The 13835-nt window shown below is 64.8% G+C and carries 11 protein-coding genes; 8 read left to right on the forward strand and 3 right to left on the reverse strand.

All coding sequences use genetic code 11. The annotated features are described in order from the left end of the window. Nucleotides 1-32 precede the first annotated feature (32 nt). Nucleotides 33-812 carry a sortase domain-containing protein gene (locus PZH32_RS06470; RefSeq protein ID WP_275207026.1) on the reverse strand — a complete coding sequence of 260 codons (780 nt, stop codon included), beginning with the start codon at nucleotides 810-812 and terminating at the stop codon, nucleotides 33-35. A 479-nt stretch (nucleotides 813-1291) separates the two neighbouring features. Between PZH32_RS06470 and PZH32_RS06475 the strand changes: the two genes are divergently transcribed. Then, the gene (locus tag PZH32_RS06475) at nucleotides 1292-2158 is read left to right on the forward strand and encodes a hypothetical protein (protein WP_275207029.1); all 867 of its coding nucleotides are present in this window, start codon (nucleotides 1292-1294) and stop codon (nucleotides 2156-2158) included. A gap of 10 nt (nucleotides 2159-2168) precedes the next feature. Beyond that, entirely contained in the window at nucleotides 2169-3320 is a 1152-nt protein-coding gene (locus PZH32_RS06480) for a CapA family protein (protein WP_275207030.1), read from the forward strand. A gap of 540 nt (nucleotides 3321-3860) precedes the next feature. Here PZH32_RS06480 and PZH32_RS06485 read toward each other — a convergent pair. Continuing rightward, nucleotides 3861-4934, reverse strand: coding sequence for a 3-oxoacyl-ACP synthase III family protein (locus PZH32_RS06485; protein WP_275207031.1), 1074 nt, complete (start codon nucleotides 4932-4934; stop codon nucleotides 3861-3863). Between the two features lie 175 nt (nucleotides 4935-5109). On the opposite strand from PZH32_RS06485, the gene PZH32_RS06490 reads away from it, so the two are divergent. From PZH32_RS06490 to PZH32_RS06515, 6 genes are read left to right on the forward strand one after another with little or no spacing between them, the layout of a single operon-like run. Beyond that, nucleotides 5110-6075 carry a nitronate monooxygenase gene (locus PZH32_RS06490; RefSeq protein ID WP_275207032.1) on the forward strand — a complete coding sequence of 322 codons (966 nt, stop codon included), beginning with the start codon at nucleotides 5110-5112 and terminating at the stop codon, nucleotides 6073-6075. Between the two features lie 10 nt (nucleotides 6076-6085). Continuing rightward, complete coding sequence (locus PZH32_RS06495; RefSeq protein ID WP_275207033.1) at nucleotides 6086-7048, forward strand: ACP S-malonyltransferase; 963 nt, start codon at nucleotides 6086-6088, stop codon at nucleotides 7046-7048. 1 nt (nucleotide 7049) lies between these two features. Further along, a complete protein-coding gene (gene fabG / locus PZH32_RS06500; RefSeq protein ID WP_343074499.1) occupies nucleotides 7050-7808 on the forward strand; it encodes a 3-oxoacyl-[acyl-carrier-protein] reductase in 759 nt (252 codons plus the stop codon). Beyond that, nucleotides 7805-9082: a beta-ketoacyl-ACP synthase II gene (gene fabF / locus PZH32_RS06505; protein ID WP_275207035.1), complete on the forward strand. Its 1278-nt coding sequence runs from the start codon at nucleotides 7805-7807 to the stop codon at nucleotides 9080-9082. Before fabG ends, fabF begins: the two co-directional genes overlap by 4 nt. Before the next feature lie 15 nt (nucleotides 9083-9097). Beyond that, complete coding sequence (gene fabZ / locus PZH32_RS06510; RefSeq protein WP_275207037.1) at nucleotides 9098-9571, forward strand: 3-hydroxyacyl-ACP dehydratase FabZ; 474 nt, start codon at nucleotides 9098-9100, stop codon at nucleotides 9569-9571. Further along, nucleotides 9564-12161, forward strand: a complete 2598-nt coding sequence (locus PZH32_RS06515; protein WP_275207038.1) for an acetyl-CoA carboxylase carboxyltransferase subunit alpha — start codon at nucleotides 9564-9566, stop codon at nucleotides 12159-12161. Before fabZ ends, PZH32_RS06515 begins: the two co-directional genes overlap by 8 nt. A gap of 84 nt (nucleotides 12162-12245) precedes the next feature. Here PZH32_RS06515 and PZH32_RS06520 read toward each other — a convergent pair whose 3' ends face one another. Continuing rightward, nucleotides 12246-13205, reverse strand: a complete 960-nt coding sequence (locus PZH32_RS06520) for a DUF559 domain-containing protein (RefSeq protein WP_275207039.1) — start codon at nucleotides 13203-13205, stop codon at nucleotides 12246-12248. Nucleotides 13206-13835: the final 630 nt, after the last annotated feature.

Consider the following 13835-nt stretch of genomic DNA (forward strand, 5'->3'; position numbering starts at 1 on the left):
CATGGCCCGGAATAGTTCAAGCAGCGGATTGCCTAGTCGGCTACGACGACGCGATAGTGGGCGTTGTCGCCGCAGCAGGTTTGCAGAATAATCGACTCGCCGTACGTGGTGACGCGGGCTTGGATGTCTTCCCAATAGGTGGAGTCCGGCACAATGAACTCGTCTACGACGTGGTAGGTGCGCATGTTGCCATCGTCGTCGCAGACGGTGACGGGGTCGCCGTTTTTCAGGGACATGACGCAGGTGAAGGGGCCCGGGTTATGGCCGATGAAGTATCCCCAGGTGCCATCGGTGGTGCTGTCCGATCCCATCCACAGGCCGGCACCGGTGGCCGGAGCCGAGGCGGTTTTGTACGAGGGGACGTAGGACATCTCGGTGCCGTTGACGTCGATGGTGTCGGCCTCCATGACCGTGGGCACCTGCTTCTCGACGGTGTCGGCCTCAATGTCCTTCTCGCTTTCGAGATCGGTAACGCCGTACTTTTCCTGGACCGCGTCTTTGGCTACCTGGAGGGCCGAGGCGGTGCCGATGGTGGTGCCCACGGTGCTGGCGCCGTCATTGGCCTCGGCCTCGATGGCGGCAAGGGCGTCGTTGCGCGACTGCTCGAGTTGGGCGGCCATGGAATCCGCCTCCTTCTCGTCCTGGTAGACAATGGTGACCGCTACTTGCTTGGTGATGGAGGTGTCCTGGGCCTGCTCGGGTGCGGGCGCGTCGGTGGGCAGCGGCGTGTCGGCAGCGAAGGCAAGACCGGCGGCGAGGCAGAGGGCGCCGGCGCTGGCGATAAGAGCGGCGAATGCCTTAGGTGCTTTCATGATCTTCTTCCTTTCCCAAGCACCCTCGACCGGCGGCCGGGGGAAGCCCGGTTGTGCCCGACCCTGAGCGGGGTGCCGGGGATCGGGGCAATCCCTTTCACGCTGTATCTTAGAGCGGGAATGTCATAAATAGCTTCTGAACTGGTGCTTGTTTGATTCGCGTATGGGCTTCATCACCGAGACGCAAGAAAGTCGCCGTTTCGTGAGATTGCTGTTGTCGCGTCGTCAGTTCTGTTGACGCTGCGCAAACAAGATCGGGCACGGAAGAGTGGCAGCTGGGAGATGCCGAAGGTGTAAAGGAACCGTGGTATGTGGCACTATTTCGGGAAACGTTCCTGGATAAGGGCGGCGTTATGCCTATAATGGCACCACGACTATGTTTGCCGAACAGAGTCGCGCGCTGCGGGCGCCGTTGCCCGGGCGCACTCCCACCAAATGAGCCTTAAACGCAGGACAGACGAACAAGAGGTTGATTATCCATGGGAATGAACGACGACGACCGCTATGACGGAGTTGTGCCGGGCGCTCCGGAGGGTCAGGCTCCCGAGGCCCCCCGCGGTGCGCGGCCGGGCTCGCGCGGCAAGATAACCACCCGTCCCTCTCGCGAGAGCATTCTGCAATCCTACGCCTCTCAAGATGAAATGCGCGCCCGCAACGCGCGTATGTACTCGCAGGCGGCTTCCCAGTCCTATGCGGCCAGCGCCGCCCAGCGCGACGCCGACCGTCGTGCGCGCCAAGAGGCCCTTGCCGCCCAGCAGCGCGAGCAGGAAGCCCTGCGCGCCGCGCGCGAGGCCCAGCGTCCCCGTCCGGTGTCGGGGGCCGCTTCCGGCGCTCCTCAGCGCCGCACCCGCGTGGTGCCTCCGCTGTCCTCGCAGGAAAGCTACGACCTCACCCGTTCGTCTCAGGAAAGCTACGAGCGCGCTCGCGCCTCTCGCGATGCCCTGTCGGAAGAGCGCCGTGGCCGAGCGCTCAACCGCGAGGTCATTGACGGGCGCGGCAGTATTGATTCGCGCACGTTCAATGAGAGCCATCAAATTTCGGGTTATTCCCGCGACGAGCGCGATCGCCCCGATCCCATGCTCGACACGGTCAACAGCCGTACCAACTGGCGCTCGCGGGCCGGTCAGGGCTTCGAGGCGTCGCCGGATGCTCCGGCTCATGGGCTGCCTTTGCGCCCGCGGGATATGCGCGGCGCTGGCGTGGGCTTTTCCGGCGGCGTCATGAGCGGTCGCGCCGATTACACCGCCTCTTCTGGCCGTGGAGCAGGCATTCCGCTCTTCCTGAAGATCAGCATCCCCATCATTGTTATCCTGTTGATAGTCATTGTTGTGTTGCTTGTTCTTTAGAAAGGCCCCCATGTACGTCAAGCCCGTCTGTCCGCTCCCGGTCAAAGTTCTCATCGTTGCCATCATTGTCGTCGAGCTGGTTGCTGTCGGTTTTCTGGTCTCCTCCAAAGCCGCAGCGGCCTCGGGAGCCTCGGAGGCCCCCGCCGAGACGACGGTGGAGCAGCCTCAGACGCAAGCCGCTTCTGAGCCGGCAGACAAAAGCGCTCCTGCCGCCGACGAGGCCGAGGAGAAGCCGGTGACCTTGACGGTCACCTTCGCGGGCGACTGCACCTTGGGCACCGACGAGAACTTCGATGCCTCGCGCAACTTCACGGCGCGCTGGGAGGCTGAGAACGAGGACCCGGCGTACTTCCTGAAGAACGTGGCCGATCTGTTCGGTGCCGACGATCTGACCGTGGTGAACATGGAGGGTACCCTCACCGACAGCACCGAGCGCGCCGACAAGCAGTTCGCTTTCAAAGGCCCAGCTGAATACGCAAAAATTCTCAGCTCGGCCAGCGTCGAGACGGCCTCTGTGGCCAACAACCATTCGGCCGACTACGGTCAGCAAAGCCTTGACGACACCATCGAGGCTCTGGATGCCGAGGGCATTGAGTCCTTCGGCTACGACCGCATTTGCTACCGCGACGTGAAGGGCGTGAAGGTGGCGCTCATCGGTGCGGCCTTCCCCGAAGACAGCGACGACAACCGCAAGCAGATGACCGACAACATTGCGAAGGCGCGCGAAGAAGGTGCCCAGCTGGTGCTGGTCTATGTGCACTGGGGCATCGAGCGCGAGTACACGCCCACTCAGGACCAGATCGACATGGGTCACGCGGCCATCGATGCGGGCGCCGACTTGGTGGTGGGTGGCCACCCCCACGTTATTCAGGGCTACGAGGTATACCAGGGCCGCTACATTGTCTACAGCCTGGGCAACTTCTGCTTCGGCGGCAACTCGAACCCCGAGGACAAGGACTGCATGATCTTCCAGCAAACCTTCACCGTCACCGGTGACGAGGTGGCGAAGAACGACGACGTGGACTTCATCGCCTGTTCGGTGTCAAGCGAAAGCGATCGCAACACCTATCAGCCCACCTTGGCCGAGGGCGACGAGAAAGCGCGCATCGAGAAGAAGATCCAGGATTCCACCGACGAGATCGCGGAAATGGTGGCGGCGTAGGGCTGCTGAGCCAGCTGGCGGCATAACGCCACCTGACCGGTCCCGCGCCCGGAGGGTTCCGCAGCGGAGACTTCGCGCTGATCCCGCTGCGAACGCGGCAAAAGAAACAGAGAAGATGATGCCCATAAGTCGGTACTATCCCCGCATCGGTGCTGGCGAAGTGGAATCTGTTTCTTACCAGCCGCGTTCTCCGCGGGGCGCTCAGACACCGCTGCAGAACCCTCCGGGCGCGGGGCCTACGGGTGCAGGCGGCGCGTGGGGCTGTGGGTTGAAGCGTAGGTTCCAGGATCGGCCTGTTTGGTTCCCTGAGGTTTGCCAAAAAGCGGGTATTTGGTTCCCCGCGCGTATAAAATCCCAGGTCAGAATATTTAACTGCTGAAGCTGCGGGAACCAAACAGGCCCATTTGGGAACCTGCTGCGGGCAGGAGGCTTGCTTTCTTGTTTTCCTGTTTTGTGGGAGTAGCGCGGACGACCAAGGTCTGCGGGAAAAAGCGCGAAGCCTCCCCCCCAGGGCCCTCCCCGGACCGGTCGCGCGGACTGCTAGATCTTCAGAACGCAGGAGCCAGCGGTGAGGCCGCCGCCGAAAGCGGTCATGCAGGCGATATCGCCGCGCTTGAGCTTGCCTTCGCAGAGCGCCTCGTTCAGTGCAATGAGAGCGCTGGCGCCGCTGACGTTGCCCACATGGTCGATGATCACCTGGAAGCGCTCCATGGGCAGATCCATCTTTTTGGCCGCGTAGCGGATGATGCGCTCGTTGGCCTGATGGGGGGTGAATAGCGTGACGTCGTCGATGGTCAGGCCGGCGCGGGCCAGGGCCTCCTCGGTGCAGCGCATCATGGCGGCGGTGGCGAACTTGAACACCGCCTGGCCGGCCATGCGCATGTGGGGATCTAGGTTGCCGCGCTCCTCGGCTCCTTCGTTGTTGGCGGCGAAGGGGGTTTCGCGGGCGCAGAAGGCGCTGTCGCACCACAGGGTGCGGGCGGTGTCGTCGGTGTTCTCCATATAGGAAGACAGCACGCCCTCCTCGTCCTCGCGCCATTCCAGCACCACGGCGCCGGCACCGTCGCCGAACAGGATGCAGGTGGCGCGGTCTTCCCAGTCCACCAGGCGGCTCAGGCGCTCGGCGGCTACCACCAGCACGCGGCGCACCACGTTGCGGCGCGGGGCGCGACCGGCAGCTTCGGCTTGGGCGCGATCAAAGGCGCTGCCAGCCATGATAAGGTCGGCGGTGGAAATGCCGTACACGCAACCCGAGCAGGCGCAGGACATGTCGTAGCACACGGCGTTCACCGCGCCGATGCGTTCGCGGATGCGGGCGGCTTCGGAGGGGAAGTGGGTGTCGGCGGTAAGGGTAGGGCAGATGATGAGATCGAGCGAGGCGGGATCGAGAGCGCCCTCGTCGCGCTGCCAGCCGCCTTCGACCTGGCCCAGGGCGCGCAGGGCTGCCTCGGCACCTAGATCGGTGCAGGTTTCCTCCAGGGCAATCTGGCGCGTATGAATGCCGGTGCGCGGGACGATCCACTCGTCGGAGGTGTCGACGATAGCGCCCAGCTCGTCGTTGGTCACCGTTCGTTTCGGCAGAGACTTTCCCGATCCGATGATTACGCTGCCCAAAGCCGTTCCTTTCCCTGAAATGCGCCGCTAGCTGCGCTATGATAGTCACTGCGTTTATGATCTTCTCGATCATCCATGAGATGTTTGATGAAGATTTTAGACGCGCAGTCAGTTTTTCGCGTAAATTCCTTAAGATTTCTCAGATAGTTTATCAGAGAGAGGAAGACTCATCGTTATGAAGACCCGCATCACCGAGCTTTTGGGTATCGAGTACCCCGTCGTGCAGGGAGCCATGGCGCGCATTGCCGATGGCGGTCTGGCCGGCGCGGTCAGCGAGGCCGGCGGCCTGGGCATCATTGCCTGCGGCGGCGCCTCGCCGGAGTGGATTCGCGAGCAGGTGGCCCGCGCCCGCTCTCTGACCCGCAAGCCCATTGGCATCAACGTCATGCTCATGGATCCGCGTGCCGGCGAAGTGGCCGAGCTTGTGTGCGAGCTGGGGGTGGAAGTAGTCACCACCGGCGCGGGCAGCCCCGCCAACTACATGAAGATGTGGAAAGAGGCCGGCGTGAAGGTGGTGCCCGTGGTGGCATCGGCGGCGCTGGCGGCCCGCATGGAGCGCTTGGGCGCCGATGCGCTGGTGGCCGAAGGCACCGAGGCCGGCGGTCACATCGGCGAGCTGACTACCATGGCGCTTCTTCCGGCGGTGTGCGAGAAGGTGTCCATCCCCGTTATCGGCGCCGGCGGCATTGTGGACGGCCGCGGCATGCTGGCCGCCTTCGCCCTGGGCGCCGAGGGCGTGCAGTGCGGTACGCGCTTCCTGACCGTGGAAGAATGCAGCGTGCACGAGGCCTGGAAAGAGAAGGTGCTGGCGGCGAAGGACTCCGACACCATCGTTACCGGGCGTGGCACGGGGCATCCCGTGCGCGGCCTGAAGAACAAGTTCGCTCGCGAGTGCCGCAAGATGGAAATGGCTGCCAAGAGCGGCGAGGAACTGGAGGGCATGTACGCCGGCTCTTTGGCCCGCGCGGTGGCCGGCGACGTAGAAAACGGCTCGGTTATGGCCGGCCAAGTGGCGGCCCTCGTTACCGAGCGAGGCACCGCGGCGTCGGTGATCACGGGCATGGTGCGCGAGGCCGAGGCGCTGGCCGGCCGCGGGCTGGACGAGTTGGCGGCCCTGAACAGCCGCCGCGAGCGCGTGTAAGGGGGCGGTCATGGTAGACGCAACCCCTTTGGAGCCCTTGGGCCCGGCCGGCTTGGTGTTCATGGCCTCGGGCCAGGGCTCGCAGAAGCCCGGCATGGGCGTGGACGTGCTGGATATTCCCGAAGTGGCCAACACCTTCGCCTGCGCCTCCGAGGTGCTGGGTCGCGATGTGGCCGCCCTGGTGCGCGAGGCCGATGCCGAGGAGCTGAACGACACGCGCAACGCCCAGATTGCCATCAGTGCGCTGTCCATCGGCACGGGCTGGGCGCTCATGGCCCGCGACGTGGTGCCCGATGCGCTGCTCGGGTTCTCGCTGGGCCAAATCTCGGCCATGGTGCTGGGCGGTATGTTGTCCGAAGAGGACGCCTTCGCCCTTATTGCCGAGCGCGCCCGTCTCATGGGCGAAGCGGCCGACGCCAACCCCGGCGTCATGAGCGCCTTTCTGAAGATCACGCCGGAGCAGGCCGAAGAGCTGGCGGCCACCTGCGCCCAAGGCGACGTGCTGGTGCCGGCCAACATGAACGGCGGCGGCCAGATTGTCATGGCCGGCACGCCGGCGGCTATCGAGCGGGCCGAAGAGGCTTGGGCAGCGCAGAAAGGCCGTAGCTCTCGTTTGGCCACGTCCGGCGCGTTCCACAGCCCCCTGATGGCTTCCGCCGCCGAGCCCTTCGGCGCCTATCTGGATACGGTAGCGTTCCGCGAATCGGCTGTGCCGGTCATCGGCAACGTGCACGCGGCTCCGCTGACGGCGGCCGGCGCCCGCGACGAGCTGGTGGCGCACCTGACGTCGCCGGTGCAGTTCGAAGCCTCGGTGCAGAAGCTGCAGCAGGCTGGCGCCCGTCAGTTCGCCGAAGTGGGCTTCGGCGGTGTTCTGGCCAACCTTATCAAGCGCATCGATCGCAGCGCGCCCCGCGCCTGCGTGCAGGATCGCCCCAGTTTCGAGGCGTTCGTGGAAGAGTGGAAGGAAGAGTAGTATGGCCGAGATGATCGACCGCCGTGTGGCGGTAGTCACCGGTTCTACCCGCGGCATCGGTCGTGCCATTGCGCACGAGCTAGCGGCTGCGGGCATGAATGTGGTAGTGAACAGCTCGTCGGAGCGCAGCTTGCCCGCTGCCGAAGAGGTGGCAGCCGCCCTGACCCAGGAGTTCGGTGTCGAGACGCTGCCCGTGGCGGCCAATGTGGCCGTTGAGGCCGAGGCCAACGCCCTCATCGACGCGGCCATGGAGGCCTTCGGGCGCGTGGACGTGCTGGTGAACAACGCCGGCATCACTCGCGACGGTCTGGCGGCCCGCATGTCGGATGAGGACTTCGACGCCGTTATCGACATCAACCTGAAGGGCACGTTCCACTGCTGCCGTGCCGCAGCCAAGCCCATGATGAAGCAGCGTTGGGGCCGCATCATCAACATGTCCAGCGTGGTGGGCGTCTACGGCAATGCCGGGCAGATCAACTACGCTGCCAGCAAGGCCGGCGTCATCGGCATGACCAAGACCATTGCCAAAGAGCTGGCGAAGCGCAACGTGACGGCCAATGCCGTGGCGCCGGGCTTCATTGCCACCGACATGACCGATGCCCTGTCCGACAGCCAGAAAGAGGCTATCACCAGCCGCATCGGCTGTGGACGTCTGGGCGAGCCGGCCGACATAGCGAATCTGGTGCGCTTCCTTGCCTCGGACGAGGCATCGTACATTACCGGGCAGGTTATCTGCGTGGACGGAGGTATGTCCCTATGACGAACGAGAACATTCAGACGCGCCGCCCCGACGGCACCCATCGCGTGGTCATTACCGGCGTGGGCGCGGTTACACCCGCTGGCGTGGGTGTCGAGGCTTTGTGGGACAAGCTCATGAGCGGTGAGACCTGCATTGCCCCCATTGAGCGCTTCGACACGTCTGACTACGAAGTGCATATTGCCGCCGAGGTGCGCGACTTCGACGGCACTGAGCACGGCCTCTCCAAGAAGGAGGCCCGCCGTTTCGAGCGCTTCGTGCAGTACGCCATCGTGGCCGCCGACGAGGCCCTGGAGCAGTCGGGCCTTCAGGTGACCGACGAGAACCGCGATCGCATTGCCGTGGTGTTCGGCACGGGCATCGGCGGCATCGACGAGCTGCAGAAGAGCTTCTCCACCTTGGAGGAAAAGGGCCCCAAGCGCGTGAACCCGTTGTTCATTCCCACCATGATCGGCAACATTGCCGCCGGCAACCTGGCCATTCGCTACGGTATGCGCGGCGAGTGCCTGAACGTGGTGACCGCCTGCGCCACCGGCGCCCACTGCATCGGCACGGCCCTGCGCGATATCCGTCACGGCTACATCGATGCGGCCCTGGTGGGCGGCACCGAGGAATCCGTGAGCCCCATCTGCATTGCCGGCTTCACCAACCTGTCGGCCCTGACCCGTGCCGAGGACCCCACCCAGGCCTCACTGCCCTTCGACGCCCGCCGCGGCGGCTTTGTGGCCGGTGAAGGTGCGGGCGCCCTGGTCATCGAGTCGCTGGAGAGCGCTCTGGCCCGCGGGGCCCAGCCCATCGCGGAGATCACCGGTTTCGGCAGCACGGGCGACGCCTACCATATGACGGCGCCCGACCCGGAGGCTACGGCCATCACCGCTGCCATGGCGGCCGCTCTGGCCGAGGGCGGCTTCACCGCTGCCGACCTGGGTCACCTGAACGCCCACGGCACCGGTACGCCGGCCAACGACGCCACCGAGTCGAAGGCGCTCTACGGCCTGGTGGGCGAGGGTGCGGCCGAGGTGCCGGTCACGTCCATCAAGGGCACCACGGGCCACATGCTGGGTGCTGCCGGCGCCGTAGAGGCCATCGTGTGCGCCCTGTCTGTGGCGCGCGATGCCGTGCCGCCCACGGCGGGCTTCGCCGAGCCGGCCGAGGACTGCCCGGTAACGGTGGTCACCGAGGCCAAGACCGACTACCCCCAGAAGGTGGCTCTGTCCACGTCCCTCGGCTTCGGCGGCCATAATGCCGCACTGGCCTTCTCGCCCTATCAGAACTAAGAAAGAAGTTGCGTCATGGCTGATCAGACCGTCTTGCCGCCCCTGCCTTGGGGGCGTGCGGAAATCGAGGGCATTCTGCCCCATCGCGATCCCTTCGTGTGGGTGAGCCGTATTACCGCCGTCGAGCCCGGCGTCTCCATCGAGGGCGAGCTGGACGTGCCGGCCGATCTGGACCTGTTCCGCGGCCACTTCCCCGATCATCCGGTGCTGCCCGGCGTCATCCTCATGGAGGCCCTGGCCCAGTGCGCCTCCATTGCCGTGCTGCAAGATCCCGAGCTGCGCGGTTGCATCGGCTTTTTGACTGGCATCGACAAGGCGAAGTTCCGCCGTCAGGTGGTGCCGGGCGACGTGGTCACCCTGAAGGCAACCATTGTGAAGTCGTCTCGCCGCTTGGTGGTGGCCGACGTAGAGGCCTCCGTTGACGGCCAGGTGTGCGCCACGGCCACGCAGAAGTACGTGCTCGCGCCGAAGGACGAGAATCATGGCTAAAAGCTCCAAGTACATCAGCTTCGACGCAGCGGGCAAGCTGGTCAGCGACGAGGCGACCGCTCCCGAGGCGCCCGAGGCCGAAGGTGCGCTGAAGTCGGCGGTGTCCTATGCCCTGGATGCCATTGCCGAAGCGGCCGGCAGCTTGCCGGATACCGCCGCGGCCCTCATCGGTGCCAAGGCTCCCGGCACGCCCGAGGACCCGGAAGAGGCGGTGCTCCATGTGGCGCGCCACGTGCGTTCCACCATCGGCGACGATTTCGCTGTTTCCCCCGAGATGCGTGCGGCCAAGCCGCGGGCTCTGGTTATCGCCTCGGCGAAAAACGCCCGCGCCTTCGTGGTGCCCATGGAGGCGGCTGGCCTGGACGTGGTCTTTGCCACCGTGGACAATCGCTCCCTGGACGGCTTCGCTCGTCGCACGCTGCCCACCTACAACCTGGGACTCACCACGCCCCAAGTAAGCGCCGATCTGCTGATGGGCAATATTTACACGGTGCTCTCGGCCGCAAAGGCCTGCGGGGCGTCGCTCATCTTCCTTGACAGCGCCACGGCTCCCTTGGCCGAGGATCGCTACTTCCTGCGCCACGCCGCCAAGCGCGGTTTGCGCGTGTTCGCCCCCGCGTTCGAGGGCACTATGCGCATGGGCTGGGTGGAGCTACTGACGGCCGAGGGTGACGGTGCCTGCTCGGTGCCCTCCGAGGCTCCTTGGGAAGAGGGAGCCGCGCCCACGGTGGACGACGACGAGGGTCCCACCCACTGGCGCCGCTGTCACAAGTGCAAGCTCTTCTTCGACAAGCAGGAGATGATCGACGAGGGCCATCGCTGCCCCGCCTGCGGCACCCTACAGCGCCTGCGCTCCGACGAGCGCATTGCCGCTACGGTGGACGCCGGGTCGTTCGAGGAGTGGAACGCGCAGATGCCCGATTCCAACCCGCTCGACTTCCCGGGCTACCCCGAGAAGATCGCCGACCAGCGCGAACGCAGTGGCCTGGAAGAGGCCGTGTGCACCGGGCGCGCCACTATCGCCGGCTTGCCCGTGGCCATCGGCGTTATGGAGTCCGGCTTTTTCATGGGCTCCATGGGGCACGTGGTGGGCGAGAAGGTGGCGGCGCTTATCGACCGCGCCATTGAGGAACGGCTGCCGGTGGTGGTGTTCTGCGCCTCGGGCGGTGCCCGTATGCAGGAGGGCCTCATTTCCCTCATGCAGATGGCGAAGGTGTCCTGCGCCGTGGAGCGCTTGAGTCAGGCGAAGCTGCCGTTCATCACCGTGCTTACCGATCCTACCACGGGTGGCGTGACCGCCTCGTTTGCCATGCAGGGCGATATTGTGCTGGCCGAGCCCAACGCCCTTATCGGCTTTGCCGGCCAGCGTGTTATTCGCGACACCATCAAGCAGGAGCTGCCCGAGGGCTTCCAGACCGCCGAGTTCGCCTTGGAGCATGGCCTAATCGACGCTATTGTGGAGCGCTCGCAGATGCGCAGCGTGCTGGCCCAGTTGCTGGCCCTGCATGCCCCGGCTGACGATCCCACGCGCATCGTTACCTATCACAGCGTTATGGACGCCCTTTCGGTGGGCGCCGGCGCCTACGGCTCGGTGGATGTGGCTCCCGAGGCCCGTGAAGAGAACGAGCGCCTGGGCGCTGAGGAGGAAGCGGGCTTTCTGCGCAATCTGGCCGAGGCGGTGCCAGTAGTGGGCGAGTTCATCGGCAAGCCCGAGGAGGGCGAGGAGGCCGATGCCGCCGACCGTCGCGAGCTGGAGCGCCATGCCCGTCGCGAGGCGCGCAAGTCGGGCATTAGCGGCGAGGTTGAGGCCGGCAGTGCCTGGGAAAGCGTGCAGATTGCCCGCAACGTGCACCGTCCTACGGCGCGCCGTTATATCGAGGGTATTGTCGAGGGCTTTATCGAGTTACACGGCGACCGCGCCTTTGCCGACGACGGGGCTATTCTGGCTGGTCTCGGTTGGATCTCGGGCCATCCCGTGACGGTGATTGCCCAGGAGAAGGGCGTGAACCTGACCGACCGCGTGGCGCGCAACTTCGGCTGTCCGCAGCCCGAGGGCTACCGCAAGTCGCTGCGCCTGATGCGCGAGGCGCAGAAGTTCGGCCGTCCCATCTTGTGCCTGGTGGATACCCAGGGTGCCTTCTGCGGTACCGAGGCCGAGGAACGCGGCCAGGGCAACGCCATTGCCGACAACCTGGTGTTCATGGCCGGCTTGACGGTGCCCGTAGTCAGCGTGCTGCTTGGTGAAGGCGGCTCGGGCGGTGCCTTGGCCCTGGCCGTGGGCAATCGCGTGGCCATGCAGGAGCATGCGGTGTACTCGGTGCTCTCGCCCGAGGGTTTCGCCTCCATCCTGTGGAAGGACCGTTCCCGCGCCCCCGAGGCCGCCCAGGCCATGAAGATGGACGCGGCGTCGGTGCTGGCGTGCGGCGTTATCGACGCCGTGCTTTCTGAGGGGGAGGGCCCGGCCCACGAGAATCCCGACGAGGCCGTGGCCGCGGTGCGCGATTACGTGCGCGAAGCCTACAAGGAGCTGGCGGATTTGAGCCCTGAGGAGCTGGTGCGCCAGCGCCAGGAGCGCTTCGCCCAGTTCTAGGGTGTTTCCGCATACCGTGTGTTTTGAGAGAGCCGTCCCTGGGGGCGGCTCTCTTGTTGCTGCGGTGGGGGTTACTTTTCTCTGCTAGCGACGATTGGGGTCGAGAAGGCGCTGGCGCAGGAGGCGGCGTTTCTCTTGCCAGTTTTGACCGCGCAGGCGAAGGCGCCGCCCCATCAGGTGGTGGAGTGCCGCGGCGGCCTCGTCGAGTCGCTGCTCGTCTTTCACCTGTTGGTTGGTAAGTGTGAGCACTTGGTAGCCCAGGCTTTGCAGGGCGTTGCGCTTGGACGAGTCGGCTACGGCGCGGCGCTCGGTACTGTGATAGGCGTCGGAGTCGTATTCGACACATACTTTGAGTTCGGGCCAGCACAGGTCAGCTAGGAAATACTCTCGCTCGGTCAGTTGGCCGCCGTCACGGACGAGGGGGATGCGCTCGTTCATAGTGGGCCGGGGAAGGCCGTAGCCGCCGACGGAGCGGGGGAGGCTGAGGAGCAGGGCTACCGCTGTTTCGCGGGGAGACGCGGATCCGGCAGCGATGTGGGCCAGGGCTTGGCGAGCCGTAGAGCAGCCCCGCCCTTCGTCGGTTTTCGCCACGAACTCCGCTAAGCGCCCCGGTGTGGTAAGGGGCAGGCGACGGGGCAGCTCTTCGTCCTCGCTTTCGGGGACATAGGAGGCGCACAGTTCATAGCCAAGGCGCACCGTATCAATGAGGTCCGTCGTGCCGGCCATTTGGCGCCAGCAGGCTTCGGGGGTGCTGAGAAAGAGGTCGGTGCCCAGAGGATGAAAGCTGAGCTTTGCCGGGCCGTTCCATACGTGACATACGGCGTGATCGAGGGATCGATGGCAGGTGCGATCAGGGATGACCACGTGCAGCGGATCGACGGGGTTCAGTAGATGGCGGCTTTGGAGAAAGGCGCGGGCGCTTTTTATCTCGTTCGCTAGAGGAGGCTTGGTGACCGAGGGCTGGCGTCGCGCGTACTGATCGATGGGTCCTCGTGCGCGGCGCCAAAGGGTTCGGGCGGTGTCGAAGCCAAGAAAGAGAGCCATGGATTCCTCCTTTGCGGGACCAGGTGCGGACTTGAGGGAGACGGCAGGGAGTGGTGGAGCGATTTGAGGAGGGCAAGAGGGTGGTCAATATTCTTTCGAAGCGGGGCTTTTGCCCGAAACGGAGCTTTTAAGGTCGAAAAAGCTTCGAGGCGGGGTTTTTGCCCAGGGACGATTGACGACCATGGTAGCGTTTTGCGAGGTCAGGGCGTTTCTTCATAACCGAACTTTGCTCAATTTGGTCAAAAATTGCTCGAGGTAATCTTTTGGGCGGGCAAAAGTATCAACTTGGGCGCAATCGTGACCTTAAAAGCTCCGTTTCGGGCAAAAGCCCCGCCTCGACGGAATATCGACCCAGCGCAGGTCGGCGGGGTTGCGACATTGGCCACACGGGGATTGGCGGGGCTACGACATTGATCGCGCGGGAATTGGTAGTGCTGTGATTTTGACCATGCACCGCCCGCGGAGAAGGGTGCGTCGTTGACCACGCACTGCCGCAGCGAAGGGCGTGGTCTTGACTGTGCGAGGCGCGCGGCTTGGGCTGTGCGTGGTGCGCGATGGTACGACGTTGGACGCGTTTGCGTTGGAGATTGCAGTCTTGGATGCGTGAAGGCTGGAAAACTTCCGTGAAAC

The organism is Adlercreutzia equolifaciens, assembly GCF_029076695.1.
Classification (GTDB): Bacteria; Actinomycetota; Coriobacteriia; order Coriobacteriales; family Eggerthellaceae; genus Adlercreutzia; species Adlercreutzia equolifaciens_A.

Coding starts and splice junctions, on each gene's coding strand:
- PZH32_RS06475 (WP_275207029.1), top strand. CDS start 1,292: ATGGGAATGAACGACGACGACCGCTATGACGGAGTTGTGCCGGGCGCT.
- fabF (WP_275207035.1), top strand. CDS start 7,805: ATGACGAACGAGAACATTCAGACGCGCCGCCCCGACGGCACCCATCGC.
- PZH32_RS06520 (WP_275207039.1), bottom strand. CDS start 13,205: ATGGCTCTCTTTCTTGGCTTCGACACCGCCCGAACCCTTTGGCGCCGC.
- PZH32_RS06495 (WP_275207033.1), top strand. CDS start 6,086: ATGGTAGACGCAACCCCTTTGGAGCCCTTGGGCCCGGCCGGCTTGGTG.
- PZH32_RS06470 (WP_275207026.1), bottom strand. CDS start 812: ATGAAAGCACCTAAGGCATTCGCCGCTCTTATCGCCAGCGCCGGCGCC.
- fabG (WP_343074499.1), top strand. CDS start 7,050: ATGGCCGAGATGATCGACCGCCGTGTGGCGGTAGTCACCGGTTCTACC.
- PZH32_RS06490 (WP_275207032.1), top strand. CDS start 5,110: ATGAAGACCCGCATCACCGAGCTTTTGGGTATCGAGTACCCCGTCGTG.
- PZH32_RS06515 (WP_275207038.1), top strand. CDS start 9,564: ATGGCTAAAAGCTCCAAGTACATCAGCTTCGACGCAGCGGGCAAGCTG.
- fabZ (WP_275207037.1), top strand. CDS start 9,098: ATGGCTGATCAGACCGTCTTGCCGCCCCTGCCTTGGGGGCGTGCGGAA.
- PZH32_RS06480 (WP_275207030.1), top strand. CDS start 2,169: ATGTACGTCAAGCCCGTCTGTCCGCTCCCGGTCAAAGTTCTCATCGTT.